Origin of the sequence: Rothia uropygioeca (assembly GCF_004136585.1) — a bacterium.
In the GTDB taxonomy this organism is placed as follows: domain Bacteria; phylum Actinomycetota; class Actinomycetes; order Actinomycetales; family Micrococcaceae; genus Rothia.
In genome coordinates, this window is sequence record NZ_NOIR01000004.1 from 297,789 (window position 1) to 316,859 (window position 19,071).

At 62.2% G+C, this 19,071-nt stretch carries 15 protein-coding genes and 1 riboswitch; of the genes, 8 read left to right on the forward strand and 7 right to left on the reverse strand.

The genetic code is table 11. The features are described 5' to 3' along the window. Positions 1–5 precede the first annotated feature (5 nt). The gene (gene purN / locus EWR20_RS11325; RefSeq protein ID WP_129360768.1) at positions 6–575 is read right to left on the reverse strand and encodes a phosphoribosylglycinamide formyltransferase; all 570 of its coding nucleotides are present in this window, start codon (positions 573–575) and stop codon (positions 6–8) included. A 38-nt stretch (positions 576–613) separates the two neighbouring features. Here purN and EWR20_RS11330 point away from each other — a divergent pair, with 38 nt between their 5' ends. Beyond that, a complete protein-coding gene (locus EWR20_RS11330; protein WP_129360769.1) occupies positions 614–1,039 on the forward strand; it encodes a hypothetical protein in 426 nt (141 codons plus the stop codon). A gap of 164 nt (positions 1,040–1,203) precedes the next feature. On the opposite strand, the gene EWR20_RS11335 is transcribed toward EWR20_RS11330, so the two are convergent. Further along, entirely contained in the window at positions 1,204–1,803 is a 600-nt protein-coding gene (locus tag EWR20_RS11335; RefSeq protein ID WP_129360770.1) for a TetR/AcrR family transcriptional regulator, read from the reverse strand. A gap of 83 nt (positions 1,804–1,886) precedes the next feature. Here EWR20_RS11335 and EWR20_RS11340 point away from each other — a divergent pair, with 83 nt between their 5' ends. Continuing rightward, complete coding sequence (locus EWR20_RS11340) at positions 1,887–2,789, forward strand: aldo/keto reductase (RefSeq protein ID WP_129360771.1); 903 nt, start codon at positions 1,887–1,889, stop codon at positions 2,787–2,789. Here the strand turns inward: EWR20_RS11340 and EWR20_RS12700 are convergent. Together EWR20_RS12700 and EWR20_RS11345 are read right to left on the reverse strand one after the other, a co-directional pair. Beyond that, positions 2,750–3,040 (reverse strand): hypothetical protein, encoded by a 291-nt coding sequence (locus EWR20_RS12700; RefSeq protein WP_165001033.1) that lies wholly within the window; start codon positions 3,038–3,040, stop codon positions 2,750–2,752. The two genes, EWR20_RS11340 and EWR20_RS12700, sit on opposite strands and share 40 nt — an antisense overlap. Positions 3,041–3,153: 113 nt before the next feature. Further along, positions 3,154–5,046, reverse strand: coding sequence for a cell division protein PerM (locus EWR20_RS11345; protein ID WP_129360772.1), 1,893 nt, complete (start codon positions 5,044–5,046; stop codon positions 3,154–3,156). 120 nt (positions 5,047–5,166) lie between these two features. Between EWR20_RS11345 and EWR20_RS11350 the strand changes: the two genes are divergently transcribed. Continuing rightward, positions 5,167–6,504 carry a glycosyltransferase family 4 protein gene (locus tag EWR20_RS11350; protein ID WP_238147739.1) on the forward strand — a complete coding sequence of 446 codons (1,338 nt, stop codon included), beginning with the start codon at positions 5,167–5,169 and terminating at the stop codon, positions 6,502–6,504. On the opposite strand, the gene EWR20_RS11355 is transcribed toward EWR20_RS11350, so the two are convergent. Together EWR20_RS11355 and EWR20_RS11360 are read right to left on the reverse strand one after the other, a co-directional pair. Continuing rightward, positions 6,501–6,941 carry a type II toxin-antitoxin system VapC family toxin gene (locus EWR20_RS11355; RefSeq protein ID WP_129360774.1) on the reverse strand — a complete coding sequence of 147 codons (441 nt, stop codon included), beginning with the start codon at positions 6,939–6,941 and terminating at the stop codon, positions 6,501–6,503. The two genes, EWR20_RS11350 and EWR20_RS11355, sit on opposite strands and share 4 nt — an antisense overlap. After that, complete coding sequence (locus tag EWR20_RS11360; protein WP_129360775.1) at positions 6,938–7,123, reverse strand: hypothetical protein; 186 nt, start codon at positions 7,121–7,123, stop codon at positions 6,938–6,940. The genes EWR20_RS11355 and EWR20_RS11360 overlap by 4 nt, the downstream gene beginning before the upstream one ends. A 27-nt stretch (positions 7,124–7,150) precedes the next feature. Next, positions 7,151–7,282: riboswitch (SAM riboswitch) on the reverse strand. 83 nt (positions 7,283–7,365) lie between these two features. On the opposite strand from EWR20_RS11360, the gene EWR20_RS11365 reads away from it, so the two are divergent. The 4 genes from EWR20_RS11365 to EWR20_RS11380 all read left to right on the forward strand — a co-directional run bounded on the left by EWR20_RS11365 (position 7,366) and on the right by EWR20_RS11380 (position 16,584). Continuing rightward, positions 7,366–11,091 (forward strand): DEAD/DEAH box helicase, encoded by a 3,726-nt coding sequence (locus EWR20_RS11365; RefSeq protein WP_129360776.1) that lies wholly within the window; start codon positions 7,366–7,368, stop codon positions 11,089–11,091. A 152-nt stretch (positions 11,092–11,243) separates the two neighbouring features. After that, positions 11,244–13,487 carry a choline BCCT transporter BetT gene (betT, locus tag EWR20_RS11370; RefSeq protein ID WP_129360777.1) on the forward strand — a complete coding sequence of 748 codons (2,244 nt, stop codon included), beginning with the start codon at positions 11,244–11,246 and terminating at the stop codon, positions 13,485–13,487. Further along, the gene (locus EWR20_RS11375; protein WP_178946006.1) at positions 13,484–14,959 is read left to right on the forward strand and encodes an aldehyde dehydrogenase family protein; all 1,476 of its coding nucleotides are present in this window, start codon (positions 13,484–13,486) and stop codon (positions 14,957–14,959) included. Before betT ends, EWR20_RS11375 begins: the two co-directional genes overlap by 4 nt. 29 nt (positions 14,960–14,988) lie before the next feature. Further along, complete coding sequence (locus EWR20_RS11380) at positions 14,989–16,584, forward strand: GMC family oxidoreductase (RefSeq protein ID WP_129360779.1); 1,596 nt, start codon at positions 14,989–14,991, stop codon at positions 16,582–16,584. A gap of 95 nt (positions 16,585–16,679) precedes the next feature. On the opposite strand, the gene EWR20_RS11385 is transcribed toward EWR20_RS11380, so the two are convergent. Next, positions 16,680–18,059: an MFS transporter gene (locus tag EWR20_RS11385; protein ID WP_129360780.1), complete on the reverse strand. Its 1,380-nt coding sequence runs from the start codon at positions 18,057–18,059 to the stop codon at positions 16,680–16,682. A gap of 84 nt (positions 18,060–18,143) precedes the next feature. Between EWR20_RS11385 and EWR20_RS11390 the strand changes: the two genes are divergently transcribed. Next, positions 18,144–18,977 (forward strand): aldo/keto reductase, encoded by an 834-nt coding sequence (locus tag EWR20_RS11390; RefSeq protein WP_238147723.1) that lies wholly within the window; start codon positions 18,144–18,146, stop codon positions 18,975–18,977. The last annotated feature ends 94 nt before the right edge of the window (positions 18,978–19,071 follow it).

Genomic DNA, 19,071 nt, shown 5'->3' on the forward strand with positions numbered 1-19,071 from the left:
GACGCTCAGTCTATTGCGCCGCCGGACAGGTTCTTAATTGTGGTTACAAGGAGGGAACGTTCTTGCGCTTTGATGCGCTCGTGAAGTGCTTCTTCGTCATCGCCATCCAGGACGGGCACCGCGGCCTGAGCGAGGATCGGACCTGTATCCACTCCGGAGTCCACCACGTGAACAGTCACGCCGGTGATTTTGACGCCGTGGGCCAGAGCATCTCTGACGCCGTGGGCCCCGGGGAAAGACGGCAGAAGGGCCGGGTGGGTATTGACGATCCGGCCATCGAAACGGCCGACCAGGTCCGCATCCACGATGCGCATAAAACCTGCGAAGATGACGTAATCCGGCGCGTAGGAGGCGATCTTTTCCTCAAGGGCGCGGTTCCATGCGGCCCGGTCTGCGTGATCCGAAGGGCTGACCACGAAATTCTCGATACCGGAATCGGCCGCCCGCTCGATTCCTCGGCAGGGCTTGTCCGCCCCTACGGCAGCGATCTCGACGTCGAGCAGATCCGCCTGCACTGCATCCAGAATGGACTGAAGATTTGTCCCGGAACCAGAGACCATGACCACTATGCGCATGAACTCAACCTTACCGACATGCCCGGTAGTGTTGAGATATGACATCACCCAGCCCTGCTCAGGACCAGCCGAATCCCAAGCACCGCGGTTCCTTGGTGTACCGCTCGAGGATCACTATTCTGCTTTCGGTCGCGGGGCTTGTGGCCACGATGCTCTCCAGCACACGGTATGGCATGGCTGCGCTGGTCGTGTCGATGATTCTGATGATCCTGGCGGCCGTCTGGTGCATCCTGACCATGATTGCGCTCAAAAAGGCCCGTGGGCAGTGGATCGGCTATTTCGTCTTGGCGCTCGTTCTACTGGCCAACTTCTATTTCGCCGCCAACGCCGGTATCAATCTGGCCATGTGGTCAGTTACCTCGGAATACCGTGAATGCGTTCAGAATTCCCTCACCATCTCATCCAACAGCGGTTGCCAGCAGAGCCTGTACGACTCGCTGATGAACTCGTTGACCGGACGCTAGGCATTGCGGGCCATGACGTTGTGGTCACCGCGCCGAGGATGAAGGAACAAGCCCCTGGATTGCACGATGGGTGGCGATGCAGCGCCGTCGACAGTCATCGAGACGCTGAAAAGCGGGGATGGCGATGCAGCGGGGACTCAGTCGGCGGACTCGCGGGCGGAGTGCTACCGCACTCGTAAGGCGTCGAGCGCGAGGTCGCGAAGTCTGCACTCCTGCTCGGGCCTTCCAGCGCGGGCTGTGGCCAGGAAGATGCCAAGCAGCAGGACCGCCACATCGTCCGCCTTGACGTCGCCGCGCAAGGTGCCGTCCGCGACGCCGGTCCGGAGCAGCAGCTCCACGGACTCGGCCACCCGGCGGCGGATAAGCGGACGAGAGGGTCTGGGCGTGGAGAGCTCGGTGCGGATGGCGTCGAGCATTCCGTGCTTGGTGGCGGCGAACCTGGCATGTCGCGCGGCCCATTCGCGCAGCGCCTGGTCGCCAGGGAGGCGGCGGCTGAGGTCTTCGGCCTCGTCCTGCAGCGCGTCGAGCTGGGTCGCGTAGACGGCTTCGACGAGCGCGTCGCGGGTTGGGAAGTGTCGGTAGAGGGTCCCGATACCGACGCCTGCCTCCCCGGCGATTGCCTCGAGGGAGGAAGAGCGGTTCTTATCCGTCAGGGCGTGAGTCGCGGCCTTGATCAGTCGCTCCCGGTTGCGCTGTGCATCCGCGCGGAGTGGTCTCTCCGGGGCGGGTGGGGTGGTGCCGATTTTTGACGATGATTCTTGCATGCGGAGGAACCTCCGGTTACTGTGGGCATGGAAACGGAGCAACCTCCGCTTTACCTCATCATTCTATATGAAGGGTCGTCACCATGCCTGCTCATCACAACACAGACGCCCAGCGCCCCGGAGGTCCGGGGTCGATCGCCGGCCGCACGGTCGCTAGGGTCGGATACGGGGCGATGCAGCTCGTGCGATCGAGCACCGACCGCACCGCAGCGATCTCACTACTGCGCCGAACCGTCGAGCTCGGGGTGGACCACATCGACACCGCCCAGTTCTACGGGGACCAGCTGGTCAACGAGTATCTGGGGGAAGCGATCCGGCCCGAGGACGGCGTGGTGATCGTCAGCAAGGTCGGCTTCGACCCGAACCCCGGCGGGCAATTCCCGATGCGCCCGGCTCAGCGTCCGGAGGAGCTGCGCGCGAGTGTCACGACCAATCTTCGGACCCTGAAGCTGGACCAGATCCCCGTCGTAAACCTGCGTCGGCCGGAGCACGAGAGTCGCATGCCTCTGCCCGCGGATCAGGCGGTGGACCTGGATGACCAGCTCGACGCCATGACTGCGATGCGTGAGGAGGGGCTGATCGGCGACTTCGGGATCAGCAATGCCCCGGAGAGCGAGGTCCGCCGCGCGATCTCCGCTGGGATCGTCTGCGTGCAGAATGCCTACGGTCTGTTGTCCCGCGGGGACGAGGCGATCGGCGCTCTGTGCCAGGAGGAGGGCATCACCTGGGTCCCGTTTTTCCCCTTGGGCAGCGCATTTCCCGGGACGCCCTCGGTCAGCGATCTCCCCGCGGCTCGTGACGTGGCCGCTGCGCTCGGCGCCACGCCTTCCCAGGTCGGTCTCGCCTGGCTGCTCCACCATTTCCCGACCTGCTTGCTCATCCCGGGCACGGGGTCCGTCGATCATCTCGAGGAGAACATCGCCGCCGGCTCCCTGGTGCTGGACGATCAGATGCTCGCCGACCTCGACCGGGCCGCGACGGTCTGAACCTCGGCGAGCCTCTTTGCCCGTGGAACGGCTGCCCTACTGCCCGCGACCGCGGCATCGAGGTGGAACAGCTCGGCCAGCGGGGAGCGCTTGTTGATGTCGGCTCCGGCGCCCGGTAGCGCTGTTCCACCGCCGAGCTCGGGTCCTAGCTTTTGCAGGTCATGGGGCGCCGACGTTGAAGCCTCCTCCGAGCTGCCTGAGCTAGAGACCGGGCAGTCGCCGCCCGGGTCCACCATGACAACTATCATCACCCGCACACCGCCTGCGGCGACCAGCTTCCTGCCTCATGCCTCCATGGCTCCATGGCTCCATGCCAGCGTTGACAACGCCATGACCGACGAGAACTAGGTCCTCGCCTTATCGTTCATTTCCGGCGCCGACCGGGCCGCGCGATCACCGGACGATTTTCCGGAACGGTGTGGGGCTTCTCGGGGACGGAAGGCTCAGATTCCTCGGGTTCCGGCGCCTTAGTTCTGGGTCCCCGTTCCTGCTCCTCTGTGGAGGGTTCTTCCGGCGTCGCATCCGGGCCGGCCCACGGCAGATCTGATTCCTCATGGGGAGCCGCGGAAGCCTCCGGCGGTTCAAGCGGCGCCTTGTCATCCGTGGACGACGACTGTGCTTGGTCGGGCCCCGGCCGGAACTTGCGCAATCGTGCGAGCGCGCTGACCTGGTCGGAGTCGCGCTCCTTCGATTCTGCTTCCGGCTCCGGAGCGGCCGACGAGGCGGCCTCCGGCCCGGGATCGGGTGCCTGGGAGACTTTGGCCGAGGAGGCTCTGACCCCGGAATTCTTCGGTTGGGCCGGTCGTTCTGGGGAATTCCCGTTCTGGGGTGAGACCGGCTCCGAATCAGGTCTCGATGCCATGGTCCGAACTCGTGATTTCCGGTCAGGGGAATTTTGGGCAGGGATCTTGGGCTTGGACGGCTCTTTCCCTCTTCCTTTCACACCTCGGGCCGGGCGGGGCTCATGGCTGACATCGGTCGTCGGGTCGTGCTCGATCCACGGGCCAATGAGCTGACCGATGATCGCACCGATGGCTATGGTCACTGCGGTCCAGAGACCCGTCGTCCAGGGATGCGGGCCGAAATCGGTGAAGCGTCCCACACCCAAAGACCCGTGTGCCAACGCCGCGAACAGGCACGCGGCCAAGCCGACAAGCACCCCCAAGGAAATGGCCAGGATCAGTCCGGACAGCACGGCGGCCAGCCATCGCCACGCGAGCTTGAGGGTCAGCCACTCATCGAGATGGTTCTCCCCGTCCCGAATGAAGTACCAGCCGGCCATGGCGCCCGCGAGAATCGGAAGTGCAAGGACAACATAGGCCCACGTGGTTGGTTCTGCCGGAACGGCGCCGAGGATCGGAAGAGACGGCAGAGCACCTGCATGAGTCGCGGCGGGCGAAATCACAGTTCCCTGGCCGACGGCGAATCCTGCCCCGTTGCCCCAAGCCATCCCGAAAATCATCAGATTGGGCAGCAAAGCGAACTGAACGAGGGTCACCGAGATATCGCCGAGGAACCCCGCGTGGAGCCCTTGGTAGAGAGAAATCATGCGGTTCCAGTGGAAAAAGATCGAAAGGCCCGTGAGCAAAGCACCCGTCGCAAGGATCCCGACGATGCCGACCCATGCCGCCCGAATGAGCGATACAACGTATGCTCCGGTCCACCTCGAATATTGGCTGTAGCGTTCGGACAGCTTTTCCGGGTCTATCCCCACCAGGCGCAACCACGAGCCCGCAACCTGGTGACCGCCCCAGAACATACCGACCATCAAGACTCCGAGTGGAACGATCGCGGAGACCACCGGATTGCTCGAAAGCGCGGACGTGCTCGTGACGAGGCTCAAGGCAGCCCCGATGACGATGTACATCACGGCCCCGCCCACGAGGGCCTGCCAGAATTGTCCCTCGTAGGACGCCCGAGCGAGCCTTTTCCCGGCTCGGCGCGCAAAGAGGAGCAAGACCACGGTCAGTCCGAGCGGGGTGAAGGTCGCAAGACCCTCGACCGCCTCCGTGGATTCCGACATGGGAATGTCAATGTGGAGCCCCACGCCGTGTCCGGCGAGCCACAGCTGACCGGTTCCGGCGAGCACGGCCACCGGCGATCCCGGGAAACCCAGTGAAGCCCAACCGATCAGGACCAGGACGAGAATGACAAACCACGATCCGAGGCTGGTCAGGAGAATTTCGATCATCGCCTGAAGCCAGAGCGGCATAGGCAACGACCGGGAAGGCGAGGGTCTACGAGGCGTCTTCTTCATCGCCTCTCATCATGTCACGCGGCACGGCATTTGGCTTTTAATCCACAGTTCAATCTGACGTCATCTGAACCTCGCACGAAAGTTCGGGTCAGACGGTTGCCTTGGATTGTGCGAATCCTGATGGTTGCGGAATCTTTTGTCCCTCATCTCAGCGGTGTCACGACCTCGCTCTTGCGAAGCGCCGAGAACCTGCGTCGGCGTGGCCACGAGGTGATGCATGTGGCCCCGTCCGGTCGCGGGTTCAAGCCCTCGGACTGGTCCCCTGCTTTGTTTCCGCGCTTCCCCCGCGTGGTCCCGTCCGGCGCCATACCCGAGGTCCGGCCGTGGCCAGAGGACTCCTCCCCCGTTGCCTTGGCCCCTGGGCAGGCGTTCGAAGAGATCGAGGACGTCCCGACCCTTCGTCTGCCTTCGTTGCCATTGGCCGGTTATCCCACGCTCCGCTTCTCCCTGGGAACTGTGGCTGCCGTTCGTCGGATCATGGCCGACTATCGGCCCGACATCGTGCACGTCGCGTCGCCTTTCGTTCTGGGGGCTCGCGCCGTGACCGCGGCCAAGGGCCTCGGAATCCCGTCGGTCGCCGTGTACCAAACGGACGTAGCCGCTTATACGCACCGGTATGGGATGTCGTGGCTCGCGGCAACGGCCGACAGACGCATAGCAGCGATCCACTCGAATGCGACCCTGACACTGGCTCCTTCCCGGTCGTCCATGGCTTATTTGGAGTCTTTGGGTGTCCCACGGGTCTTCAGATGGGGCCGCGGCGTCGATACCGGACTCTTCAACCCCAGTCGCCGCAGATTGTCGATTCGGTCCTCCTTGGGCGCAGGGCCGGACGATCTCCTCGTCGGTTTCGTGGGACGCCTTGCATCGGAAAAGCAGGTCGAGGACTTGCGCGTGATTCAGTCGCTGCCGGGGGTCAGGCTCGTGGTGATCGGAGGCGGGCCTGAGGCCCAGCGCCTCCAATCGACATTGCACCGGGCCGTCTTCGCCGGCCAGCTGACCGGGACAGTACTGGCCGAGCACATGGCGAGCCTCGATGTCTTCACACATCCGGGCGAATTCGAGACTTTCGGCCAAACCCTTCAGGAAGCCATGGCCTCGGGCGTGGCGACTGTGGCTGTCGGAAAGGGCGGGCCACTGGACATCATCGACGACGACGTGACCGGCAGGCTCTACGAGCCTGGGCAGCTCGGTATGCTGCGCACCATCGTGGAATCCCTCAGGGACAACCGATCGAGGTCCCGCCTGGCCGCCAACGGGCGCGAGGCCATGGAAACGAAATCCTGGGCCGCGACGTCGCTCAAGCTGGAGAACTACTACCATCGTGCCGCAGAATTCCACAGGACGCGGCAGTTGAGTCGCTGGAGGGACGAGCACCCCAGCGCCGGAGACAGAAACAGCCAGACCTCGTCACGCCATGGCGCCTCTGGTCACGGTCGACGGATCGAGTCGGTCTAGTTTTCCTTCCAGGGATTCTGCGCCTGGACACCCCACGACCGATAAACGTCTGATTTCGAGGAGATCACCGTCAAATCGTGGACCAGAGCCGTGGCGGCCACCAGGCCTTCCACTGCGGCGCCGGTCCACGACGCACCGGGGTTCTGACCGGTGCGCAGAATCGACTGGGGAGTCGACCGGCCCGCCCATTCCCGGGCGACCTCCGAATCCACGTCGAGGACATGATCGTCGAATCTTTCGATTAACTCCTCCAGCCATCGTTCCGTTTCCTGCTGCGGGTACAAGCCCCGTAGCTCTCCCAAGGAGAGCGTCGAGAGAAAGAGGGTCCGGTGGGCCCGGCGGCGCAGGAAAGCAACGATCGTGGGGTTCGGCCTGGATCGACGGATTTCCGCAAGGACATCCGAGTCGAGCAGGAGGCCCCGTGAGCCTGAACTCATGCGGCGCTTTCGACCGCCAACTCGACGATCGGCTCGCCGGTTCCGGCGGGTGCCAGCAGGAAGTTGAGGAACTCTGACCGTGCGGAGTCGACGCGGGCGTAGTCCTGAATGCTCATGGCCTGATAGCCACGAGATACGGGAACGGCCGAGGAAAAATCGGGACGGGCGGTGTTATTGGACATTGCCATCAGCGCGAGCGCGCAATCCTTTCGATGCTCTTGCCTATACCAAACTATTTCTGCCGCGTACGGCGAATATAGACCGCTTCGTCATCCGAGCCACCCTTGAACATGGGGTTGGCGCTCAACCAAGTCGGAGCTTGTCAGTTGAGTCTCTTGAAGCTGTGTTCAAGCATACCCAGGGATCGGCCGTCTTGAAAAGTCTCTCCTCTGAAGTTTTCCTCAGAGGTACTAGATTGGAAGTTATGCCATTTCCCGCTCAGCAGATGCCGGTATCTGTCGCGCAGATCATCAAAGCAGTCGGCCACAACGCGTTTGGCCGCGGCGAGCGCTACTACCGCGCGGGCAAAGTGCTGTCCGCCGCGTACGACGCCGATAGCCTGACCTTCTCATCCAAGGTTTCCGGCAGCGAGCGGCACACCTATTCACAGACCGTCATCTTTCCCGAAGAGACGAGCCCTCACTCGGCGCCTTTCCACTCTTTCTGTTCGTGCCCGGTGGGAACCAATTGCAAGCACGTGGTCGCCGCGCTCCTGGGTTGGTTTCACGAAGGCGGTTGGGGCGCTCCCTCGGAGTCGCAGCCCATTCGGTCTGCTTCCCAAGCAGATCATGAGGATCCGAGCGCGACGTCAAACGATGATTCCGTACCTGAGGCCGTCAAGCGCTGGTCCGAGGACTCCGGCGTGTCCTTGCCCGCGTCGGCGTTGGAGACCTTCACGAGTTTCAAGAAGAGCGACGACTCGGGTGAAGCGCCCTCGAATCGCGCCTTGGGTGACATGCAGTCCTCGTGGCGCCGGCAAATGACTAGGGCGCTTCAGTCGCAACGGACCTACGGGAGCCAGCACTCGAATCCAGTTCCCAGCGCGCTGGACCTCGACGTCGAGGTACCTCAGCATTACTGGTTCGGTCGCCAGTCCAGCGATTCACCGGCGCCGGTTCGGCTCACCGCCCGCCCTCTGAAATTGGGCACTCGGGGCCGCTGGATCAAGGGGGGATTGAACTGGAACGTCTTCTCGGGGTCCCCCCAGCAAGATGTTGGCATACCCCCGGAGCACACGGCCTGGTTCCGCGAATTCTATTCCGTGGTCCAGCCCGACCAGAACATGTACGCCTCGACGCACGATTACGTTTCGCTGGACCACGTGTCCTCGCCCCTCGTGTGGGACCTCTTGGAGAGAGCTGCGGGGTTGGGCATCGCGCTGCTGGTCCGCGGCAGGCCGGTCGCCGTCGGACTCGCCCCCGAAACCCGACTCGAGTTGCGCGTCGGTCGGAACGAAGCCGGAGGTTTGGATGTTTCCCCGGGGTTCCGGCTGGCTCTCGACCGGGAGGACGACGGCAAGGAGAACCCTTCGACGAATTGGGTCCCCGCGAATTCGGCCTTTCCACTGGGCAATACCCATGCACCCCAGGCGTATTTTGCATTGGGCGGAACGCTGCACGCGGAATACCTCAGAGACGCAGAGGCGTCGTCGGCCTGGGGAAGCTCCCGACCTAGCCCCCTCCCCGAACTGGCCGCCGCGGCCCTGGAAGAAGAATGGGTCTCGGATGACACCGAACTTCTCTTCATGCCTCTCGCGGAAACGCCCAGTCAACTGGCCCGATCGATCGCCGAGGACGGCGGACTGACCGTCCCCGAGCCGGACGTTCGGGATTTCGCCGAAGACTTCTACCCCCAGATTGCGCGCCGGGTTCCGATTTTCGCGGATGATGACGCCGTATCGGCCCTCCCTGAAGTCCAAGAACCCAAGCTGATTTTCGAGGTGTCTTTCGACGGGAGCGAGTCGGATCCGGAGGGTGTCTCGATTTTTCCGGCCTCGTCCGACTGGTACTGGAGCTATCCCGAGTCGCCCGTGGTGTGGCCGGATGATCCGAGTGAAACGCCAGAGAATCTGCACTCGGGAGGGGCCGAAGGTCAGGGTCGGATTCGCGTTCCGGTCAGCGTCGGACACCCGGATCCGTTCCGCGAGGTCCGGGACAACGAACTCGAGCATTCGGTGATTTCGGAAATCCGTCGCGCTCTGCCCGAAATCCCTTTCCGGCAGACACGCGTGTCTGGCTGGGAGACTCACGACCTGGTCGAACGGGTCATCCCTGCCGTCGAGGCCATGCCGCACGCAACGGTGGTGATCCACGGCGAACTCCCGGAATTCAAGTCCCTGGATTCGGACGCGCAGATCACGGTCTCGGTCGAGTCCACGGGGGACCGGGACTGGTTCGACCTCGGGGTCACGGTTCGTGCCGGCGCCTGGTATGTCCCCTTCGCGGATATCTTCCGGGCTCTCGACTCGGGGCAAAAGCATTTGCTGCTCGGAGACGGTTCCTATTTCCGGCTGGACCGCCCCGAATTCCACAAGCTTCGTGATCTGATCTCGGAAGCCCGCCAACTGCAGGACCAGTCCGCGCCGCTGCAAATCAGCCGGCACCAGGCCGGTTTGTGGGAGGATCTCGAGGACCTGGCGACGGACGTCCATGTCGCCGAAGAATGGAATCAGTCGGTCCAGGCCCTTCTCGAGCTCGAGGAGATTCCGCCCGTGGAACTGCCCGCGGACCTGACGGCTACGCTTCGCCCGTACCAGCTCGAGGGCTTCCGGTGGCTCGCTTTCCTCTACGATCATCGCCTGGGCGGGATCCTGGCAGACGACATGGGGCTTGGAAAAACCGTGCAAACGATCGCCATGTTCCTGCACGCTTTCGAGGTATTCCGCCAGGAACGTTCCGGCGCCGCCACCCGGCCGCGATTCCTCGTCGTCGCGCCCACATCGGTCGCCCCGAACTGGGAACGTGAGATCCACAGATTTGCTCCGTCGTTGTCGACGGCGCTCGTGAGCACCTCCTCTGCCAAGGCCAAGAAAACCGTGGCGGCTAGGACCCAAGGCGCCGATGTTGTCATCACCTCGTATGCGCTGTTGAGACTCGACGAAGGCCAATACAACGAGCTGGGACTGACTGGGCTGGTACTCGACGAAGCCCAGTTCATCAAGAATGCCAAGACCAAGGCTCACCGAATTGCGCGTGAACTGTCCGCGCCCTTCAAATTGGTCGTCACGGGCACCCCGATGGAGAACGATCTGATGGAACTGTGGTCGATGTTCTCCATCGCTGCCCCTGGCCTTTTCCCGTCAGCCAGAAAATTCCGCGACAACTATGCCAGACCCATCACCAACAGCGAGGATCCCCAGGCCCTGCCGAGGCTGCGCAAAAGGGTTCGTCCGCTCATGATGCGGCGCACCAAAGAACTTGTCGCCGCGGAGCTTCCCGAGAAGCAAGAACACCGGGTTGATCTGGCACTCTCCGAGGAACATCGCAAGGTCTACGACACACGCCTTCAGCGCGAACGCCAGAAAATTCTCGGTCTGCTCCAGGAGATGGACAAGAACCGGTTCACCATCTTCCAGTCCCTCACGATGCTGCGGCGGCTCTCCCTGGCGGCGGGCCTCGTGGACGAAGAACAGGAACATGTCGACTCGGCGAAATTGACCTATTTGCGTGAGCAATTGCCGGAAATCATCGAGGACGATCACCGGGCACTGGTTTTCAGCCAGTTCACGAGCTTCCTGAAATTGATCGCGAAGGTGCTCGAGGAAGAAGGAATTCCGTATTTGTACCTGGACGGGTCGACGCGAAACCGCGGAGCGATCTTGGACGCGTTCAACCGCGGCGAAGCACCGATCTTCTTGATCAGTCTCAAAGCGGGCGGATTCGGTCTGAACCTGACCGCCGCGGATTACTGCTTCATCATGGATCCCTGGTGGAATCCCGCGGCCGAGGCCCAGGCCGTGGACCGTACGCACCGTATCGGGCAGAAGCGCAACGTCATGGTCTACCGGCTCGTCTCCGCAGGGACCATCGAAGAGAAGGTCATGGACCTCAAAGAGTCCAAGGCAGCCCTGTTCAACGCCGTCATGGACGAGGGTGAAGTTTTCTCCTCCGCTCTGGGCGCCGATGAGATTAGGGGCCTGATTGAGAGCTGAGGGCCGACGACAAAGCCCTGTTCTCGCGCAATAGCCCTTGTCAAACACGCAGTGTTAACACGGCCGAGTACCGATGTTCACGCGTATGGGTTAATGTTGATCCGGTTACCCATCAGTAAACTTATGATTACGTTACCGATCGCTGAGACTCTATGAACACAACTGAACAGACCGAGACCTTATCCGAAGAATTGAGCGAGCTCACCGGGAGCGACTCCAACCCTCACTCCCCGACCGGAACCGAACGGTACGCTCCCAGCAAGACCAATTGGAAGGTCTTCTTGGGTGCGGCCCTCGGAACCCTTTTGATCTCTCTCTGGGCGCTCATCGCCCCCGACTCAGCGAGTTCGGTTCTCGGAACCGTGGTGGCCTGGGTCTCCCAGAATTTCGGTTGGTTCTACATTCTCACCGGAACCGTGGTCCTGGTTTTCATTGTGATCATTGCCGCGAGCAAACAAGGCAAAATTCGGCTAGGCCCGGACCATTCCAGGCCTCAATTCCCTCTCTTCTCGTGGGCAGCCATGTTGTTCGCGGCCGGTATCGGCGTGGACCTGATGTTCTATTCTGTCCTCGAACCAGTCACGCAGTATTACACCCCCGCTCAGGGAAACGGTGAATCCGCCGAGGCCGCACGCCAAGCCGTCGTCTGGACCCTGTTCCACTACGGCCTGACCGGTTGGGGCATGTACGCCCTCATGGGCCTGGCCTTCGGATATTTCGCATACCGGTTCAACTTGCCCTTGTCGATCCGTTCGGCCCTGTACCCCATTATTGGCAAGCGCATCAAGGGAGCCGCGGGCGACGCCGTCGACATCGCCGCTCTGCTCGGCACCATTTTCGGTGTCGCGACGTCGCTCGGGATCGGCGTCGTGCAGATCAACTACGGCCTTCAATTCCTCTTCGACGTCCCGCAGGGAGTCGGCGTGCAGGCGGGTCTCATCGCGGTCTCCGTGCTGATGGCCATTGCCTCCGCCGTATCCGGTGTGGACAAGGGGATACGGCGCTTGTCCGAGCTGAACATCTACTTGGCCATTGCTTTGCTGCTGTACGTCCTGATCTTCGGAGACACCGATTTCCTGATGAACGGCCTGATCATGAACATGGGCGACTACCTCAGCCGGTTCCCCGGCATGACGCTGGACGCGATGGCCTTCGATCATCCCAGCGACTGGATGAACACGTGGACCCTTTTCTTCTGGGCCTGGTGGGTCGCTTGGTCCCCCTTCGTGGGATTATTCCTCGCCCGCATTTCGCGCGGACGCACCATCCGTCAGTTCGTGGTGGGCACCCTGACCATTCCTTTCGCTTTCATTCTGATCTGGATCTCGATCTTCGGTAACTCCGCGCTGAACCTGATCTACGAACAAAAGGACTCGGCCTTCGGCGAGACGATCATGAACACCCCGGAGCAGGCTTTCTACACATTGCTCGCCCAGTATCCGGGTGCGACCGCGGCCGCTGCCGTCGCGACCTTCACGGGTCTGCTGTTCTATGTTACGAGCGCCGATTCGGGTGCGCTCGTGATGTCGAACTTCGCCTCGACCATCGAGGATCCCAATGAGGACGGTCCGAAGTGGATGCGCATTTTCTGGGCTGCGGCTACGGGCCTGTTGACGCTGGCTATGCTGCTGATCGGCGGAATCGCAACACTGCAATCGGCCACCATCGTCTTCGGCCTCCCTTTCGCGATCGTCCTCTATCTGGTGATGTTCGGCCTGTGGAAGGCGCTCCGCGTGGAGAGCGCGGACATGGCTTCCCGCGATGCCGCCTACGCCGGTGTCCGGGCCGCGAATCGCGCGATGTCGATCGAGCCGTCTTCCTCGACGCGCAGCTGGCGCCAACGCTTGACCCGCTCCGTCTCCTATCCCGGCCAGAAGGCGACGACCCGTTACCTGGAGACCGTCGTTTCCCCGGCGCTGGAGGAAGTCTGCGAAGCCCTGCGGACCGAAGGCGTGGACGCGATCGTCGAGCGCGGTGTCGATCCCGCGACCACGATTCCTTACGTGACTCTGACGGAGAAAATGGATGGTGAACGCGACTTCACCTATCAGGTCTACCCGGTCGCTTGGCCCACTCCGAGTTACCTTCTCAACCCCGCCAAGACCGAGGACAATTACTATCGTCTGGAACCTTTCGCCCTGACCGGTTCCCGAGGCTATGACGTTTACGGGTACACGAAGGAGCAGCTCATTCACGACGTTCTGGACAACCACGAGCGTCATATCGAATTCATTCGCATCAGTGGGCCGACCGTCGAAGAGGCGGGCTCGACCGAAATCATCGGTTCTTCCGTCGCGACGACGGACTGGTCCATGGATTTCACAGCCCCGCAAGACATCCCGGTGACCGACCAAGAGGCGCCGGATAAATCTCCCGCAGAGGAAGGAACGAAGTGAGCAATACGCTGTACATCAACGGCAAGTGGGTCTCCGCTCAGAATGGCGGAACCCGAACGATTGTCTGCCCGGCCGACGGTTCCGAGGTCGGAATCGTCGCGGAAGCTACGTCGGCCGACACCGAGTCGGCAATCGCGGCGGCCCGCCGTGCCTTCGACGAAGGGGCATGGGATGCCACCGCACCCGAACGTGGCGATTTCCTGCTCGAGGTCGCCCAGCAGTTGCGGGAACGCAAGGACGAATTTGCCCGCGCCGAATCCCTAGACACCGGTAAGCGGTTGGTCGAGTCCGAATTGGACATGGACGACATCGCTGCTTGTTTCCAGTACTACGGCAAGGTCGCAGGACAGGACGCGGGCCGGGTCGTGGACGCTGGCGATCCCAACGTCTCCTCGCGCGTGGTGACCGAGCCAGTGGGCGTGTGCGGCATGATCACGCCGTGGAACTACCCGTTGCTGCAGGTCGCCTGGAAGGTCGCTCCGGCGCTGGCCGCGGGCAATACGTTCATCCTCAAACCCGCCGAGTTGACTCCCCACACCGCGATTCTGCTCCTGGACGTACTGGACAAGCTCGGTCTGCCCGCGGGCGTCGGGAACCTGGTTCTGGGTGCCGGAGCCGAGGCCGGGGCACCGCTCTCCTCGCATCCGGATGTGGACCTGATTTCCTTCACGGGCGGTCTGGTGACCGGGCGCAAGATCGCCGGAGCCGCCGCCGCGACCGTCAAGAAGGTCGCATTGGAGCTGGGAGGCAAGAACCCGAATGTGATCTTCGCGGATGCGAACTTCGATGCCGCCGTGGACAATGCCCTCAATGGCGCTTTCGTGCACTCCGGCCAGGTTTGCTCCGCCGGTGCACGCATCGTCGTCGAGGAGTCGATCGCCGAGAAGTTCACCGCTGAGCTCGTCCGCCGCGCGGAGAACATCCGCATCGGCGGCCCCTTCGACGACAAGGCCGAAACCGGCGCCCTGATTTCCGAACAGCATCGCCAGAAAGTCACTGACTACGTCAAGGCCGGTGTCGAAGAAGGCGCTCGTATTCGTTGCGGTGGGGAATGGGCCACAGACGGCGAGCTGGCCAACGGCTATTTCTACAAGCCGACCATCATCGACCAGGTCGAGCGCGGGATGTCTGTGGTGCGCGACGAAGCCTTCGGGCCGGTCGTGACCATCGAGACCTTCTCCACAGAAGATGAGGCCGTGGCAACCGCGAACGACACCTTCTACGGTCTGGCGGGTGCCGTCTGGACACAGGACGCCGGCAAGGCCGAGCGCATCGCCTCGCGGTTGCGCCACGGAACCATTTGGATCAACGATTTCCACCCGTACCTGCCGCAGGCCGAATGGGGCGGAATGAAGCAGTCCGGCGTGGGCCGCGAACTTGGCCTGCACGGGCTCGGTGAGTACCAGGAGACCAAGCACATCTACCACAACACGGCCCCGGCCGTGACCGGCTGGTTCAGCGACTCCGAGTAAAGATCTCCGACACGAGAGGAAACCAAGATATGACCGAAGTTCAGGAATTCGATTACATCATCGTCGGGGGCGGCTCATCGGGTGCGGCGACCGCAGCCCGCTTGAGCGAGAAGAACCCGGAGGCCCAGGTCGCGCTGATCGAGGCCGGTCCGGACGACGAGGGCATCGATGAGGTTCTGGCGCTCAACCGGTGGATGGAGTTGCTCGAATCCGGCTACGACTGGGATTACCCGGTCGAGGAGCAGGAAAAGGGCAATTCTTTTATGCGAATGGCACGGGCCAAGGTGCTCGGCGGTTGCTCGTCGCACAACTCTTGCATCGCTTTTTGGGCCCCGGAAGAGGACCTCAACGAGTGGGAAGATAAGTTCGGTGCCAAAGGATGGGACGCAGAGAACGGGTTCCGCCTGTACAAACAGCTCGAGACGAACGAAGATGCCGGCAAGCCCGGCAATGAGCACCACGGCGACTCGGGCCCCGTTCACCTGATGAATGTCCCGCCCAAGGATCCCTGCGGCGTCGCACTCCTGGACGCGTGCGAACAGGCCGGGATTCCCCGGACCCAGTTCAACTCGGGCAAGACCGTGACCAACGGTGCAAATTTCTTCCAGATCAACCGCCGTGCGGACGGTACCCGTTCATCGTCGGCGGTGTCCTACATCCACCCGATCCGGGACCGGAAGAATTTCCACCTCATCACAGATACCCAAGTCAAGCGGGTCATTTTCGACGAAGACAAGCGGGCAGTCGGCGTCGAGGTCGTGGACAATGCCTTCGCCGTCGCCAAGACCATCCGTGCCCGCAAGGAGATCATTCTGTCCGCGGGTGCCGTGGATACGCCCAAGCTCCTGATGCTCTCAGGCATCGGTCCGGCCGAACATCTGCGTCAGGTCGGCATTGAGGTCCTCCAGGACTCGCCGGGTGTGGGCGAGAACCTTCAGGATCACCCAGAGGCCGTTATCCAGTGGGAAGCCAAGAAGCCGATGGTCACCGACTCGACGCAGTGGTGGGAAATCGGAATCTTCACGGAACTCGATGTGCCTTTCAAGGATGAGTTCCCCGGTCGGCCGAATTTCATGATGCATTACGGTTCGGTGAACTTCGACATGCACACTCTCCGGCAAGGCTACCCCACCGGAGACAATGTCTTCTGCCTGACCCCTAACGTGCCTCACGCTCGCTCGCGCGGAACCGTTCGTCTGCGTTCCTTGGATTTCAGGGACAAGCCGAAGTTCGACCCGAAGTACTTCACGGACGAGGAGGGCTACGACATGGCGATCATGGTTGCGGGCATCCGGAAGGCCCGTGAGATCGCGTCGCAGTCGGCCCTGGACGAGTGGCGTGGACGCGAACTCTTCCCAGGCGAAGACGTCCAGACCGACGAAGAGATCGCCGACTACGTCGCCAAGACCCACAACACGGTCTACCACCCCGTCGGGACCGTGCGCATGGGGGCCGACGACGACATCGACTCTCCCTTGGATCCTCGTCTTCGCGTCAAGGGCGTGCAGGGGTTGCGCGTGGCCGATGCATCGGTCATGCCGGAGATCGTGGCAGTCAATCCCAACATCACGTGCTTCATGATTGGTGAACGTGCCGCCGAATTGATCACGGAGGACAACGCCTAATCTTGTGATCCCTGCGAGGTGGCACTTTTGCCCGGCACATGCCGCATGCACGATGCGAATGTGCCGCCTCGCGAAATCAGCCGCCCCGGTGCGCGTTACTCGTTTTGGTCGGGTCTCCGGGGCTGTATCTGGGGAAATTCCGCGGTCTCGGTCCGGGTCTGCGGCATCTGAATCGTGTCTATGGCTGACGTCTCCGGCGGCGCAGGAGCACGGTAACCGCGAAGCTGCGGAAACTTCGCGCTCAGTGCTCCGAGGCTCGCCGCACACGCAATCGAGCCGTAGACCAACGCCATACCCGGACCGGCCCACTGCCCCGCCGCACCCATCACTCCGGAGCCGATGCGCGGCCCGCCGGTCACGGTCACGATGAACAGGCCTTGCAGTCTTCCGCGCATATGGTCGGGGGCCGCGGTCTGCAGAATGGTAGACCGGTAAATACCGCCCACCGCGTCGGAGGCACCGGCGACCATGAGGCCCAGCAAGCACAGCACGAGGCCGGTCCAGGCGCCTGCGCTCCCCGGGGTCGTGCCGGTGGCTACCCACACGATCGCCAGCCCAGACCACAGCATCCCTACGGTCCATCCCGCATACGTCCACGTCAGCGCCGCACCCTGCCGGGTTACGGCGACCGCGCGGCCTGAAAGCAAGGTCCCCAGAAAAGCTCCGACCGTCATAGTTCCGGACAGCAGGCCGGCCACCGCCGCATTGCCGCCCACCACGGTGATGGCCATCGCGGGGAACAATGCCTGGGGAAACAGGAAAATCATTGCGCACAAGTCCAAGAGAAAAGTCATGGAGATCACCGGAGATCTGCGCACGAAGCGGAAACCTTCGAAGACCGCGGCGAATCCGCGGGACGGCGCGGCGTCATCGTGATCAGGCCGCTGGGCGGGCAAACGGTACAGCGCCCACAGCCCCACGGTGAAAGTCACGACGTCGACGACGTATGTCCATCCGTATCCGACGGCCGCGACCAGGAAACCCCCGAGCATCGGCCCAAGGGTCATGGCAAGAGTATTGACGGACATGTTCAGCGCGTTGGCAGCCGGAAGCCGCTTCATCCCGACGACTTTCGGGATAATGGCTCCACGTGCGGATTGGTTGATCGGATGGAAGAAGGACTGGACGGCCACGAGTCCATAGAGCACCCCAACATTCTCCAGATGCAGAAACGCCTGGAGAGCGATCAATACGCTGACCAACCAGAGGGTCAGCGAAGCCGCGAGCGCGACCACGCGTCTGTCCATCGCATCCGCGATGACCCCGCCGTACATTCCGCCCACGATCAGCGGAAGCACCGCGACCAGCCCGACCGCACCGACGGCGAATGTCGACCCTGTGATGGCGAAAATCTCCAGGGACACAGCCATCGTGGTGACTTGGAAACCCAGGGTCGAAAAGGCAGAGCCCATCCACAACCGGCGGAAGTCCGGGTACTTCCTCAACGGGGTGAGGTCCATGAACAGCTTGGACATGGGAAGAGCCTAGCCGGGAATACCCTCGCCCGGTGAGCTGTTATGGCGATCAAGACAAGGCAATCTTTGAAAGGAATTTACGTTTTGAGCACATCACCGAATGTCACATTCAACGACGGCAACCAGATCCCCCAGTTGGGATATGGCGTATTCCAGGTCGAAGACGACGTCGCCGAAAAAGTAGTTCAGCAGGCCCTCGCCGCGGGCTACCGTCACATCGACACCGCGAAGATCTACGGGAACGAGGAAGGCGTGGGACGCGGTATTGCCGCATCCGACGTGAACGAGAAGGATATTTTCGTCACCACCAAGCTGTGGAACGACGATCAGGGATACGAGTCGACCTTCGAAGCCTTTGACCGTTCCGCGGAGCGCCTCGGCTTGGACAAACCGGTCGATCTCTACCTGATTCACTGGGCCCAGCCCGAGAACAAGCGGTACTTGGACACGTGGAAAGCTTTCATCGAGCTCCAGAAGCAAGGCAAAGTCAAGTCGATCGGCGTCTCCAACTTCCCTGAAGAGCAGTTGCGCGAGATCGTCGAGGAAACCGGAGTCACTCCGGCCATCCATCAGGTCGAGTTGCATCCCTTCTTCAATCAGGAGGACATACGCCGAGTCAACGCCGAGTTGGGCATCGCGACGGAAGCCTGGTCTCCCCTGGGCCAGGGCGGAGAGGTTCTCCAGGAGAAGGTCATCACCGACATCGCTGAAAAGCACGGTATGACCGCGGGCCAGGTTGTCATCGCGTGGCATCTTGCTCTGGGCAATGTGGTCATCCCCAAGTCGGTCACGCCCGAACGTATCGTCGAGAACTTCAAGTCCCTCGACCTGAAGCTTACGGACGCGGAAATCCAGTCCATCAGCGGCCTCAGTCGTGAAGATGGTCGCATCGGTCACGATCCATCCGAGACCATGTAGCGAAGGTTCGCAGTGCGAGAACCGTCGGCGCCCCTTCCGCAAAGTCCGGAAGGGGCGCCTCTGTGTGTCGGCCGCGGAGTGTAAGCGTTCGCAG

Excerpts from the sequence above, each read along its gene's own strand:
- purN (WP_129360768.1), bottom strand. The coding sequence starts at position 575 with ATGCGCATAGTGGTCATGGTCTCTGGTTCCGGGACAAATCTTCAGTCC.
- EWR20_RS11330 (WP_129360769.1), top strand. The coding sequence starts at position 614 with ATGACATCACCCAGCCCTGCTCAGGACCAGCCGAATCCCAAGCACCGC.
- EWR20_RS11335 (WP_129360770.1), bottom strand. The coding sequence starts at position 1,803 with ATGCAAGAATCATCGTCAAAAATCGGCACCACCCCACCCGCCCCGGAG.
- EWR20_RS11340 (WP_129360771.1), top strand. The coding sequence starts at position 1,887 with ATGCCTGCTCATCACAACACAGACGCCCAGCGCCCCGGAGGTCCGGGG.
- EWR20_RS11345 (WP_129360772.1), bottom strand. The coding sequence starts at position 5,046 with ATGAAGAAGACGCCTCGTAGACCCTCGCCTTCCCGGTCGTTGCCTATG.
- EWR20_RS11350 (WP_238147739.1), top strand. The coding sequence starts at position 5,167 with ATGGTTGCGGAATCTTTTGTCCCTCATCTCAGCGGTGTCACGACCTCG.
- EWR20_RS11355 (WP_129360774.1), bottom strand. The coding sequence starts at position 6,941 with ATGAGTTCAGGCTCACGGGGCCTCCTGCTCGACTCGGATGTCCTTGCG.
- EWR20_RS11360 (WP_129360775.1), bottom strand. The coding sequence starts at position 7,123 with ATGTCCAATAACACCGCCCGTCCCGATTTTTCCTCGGCCGTTCCCGTA.
- EWR20_RS11365 (WP_129360776.1), top strand. The coding sequence starts at position 7,366 with ATGCCATTTCCCGCTCAGCAGATGCCGGTATCTGTCGCGCAGATCATC.
- betT (WP_129360777.1), top strand. The coding sequence starts at position 11,244 with ATGAACACAACTGAACAGACCGAGACCTTATCCGAAGAATTGAGCGAG.
- EWR20_RS11380 (WP_129360779.1), top strand. The coding sequence starts at position 14,989 with ATGACCGAAGTTCAGGAATTCGATTACATCATCGTCGGGGGCGGCTCA.
- EWR20_RS11385 (WP_129360780.1), bottom strand. The coding sequence starts at position 18,059 with ATGTCCAAGCTGTTCATGGACCTCACCCCGTTGAGGAAGTACCCGGAC.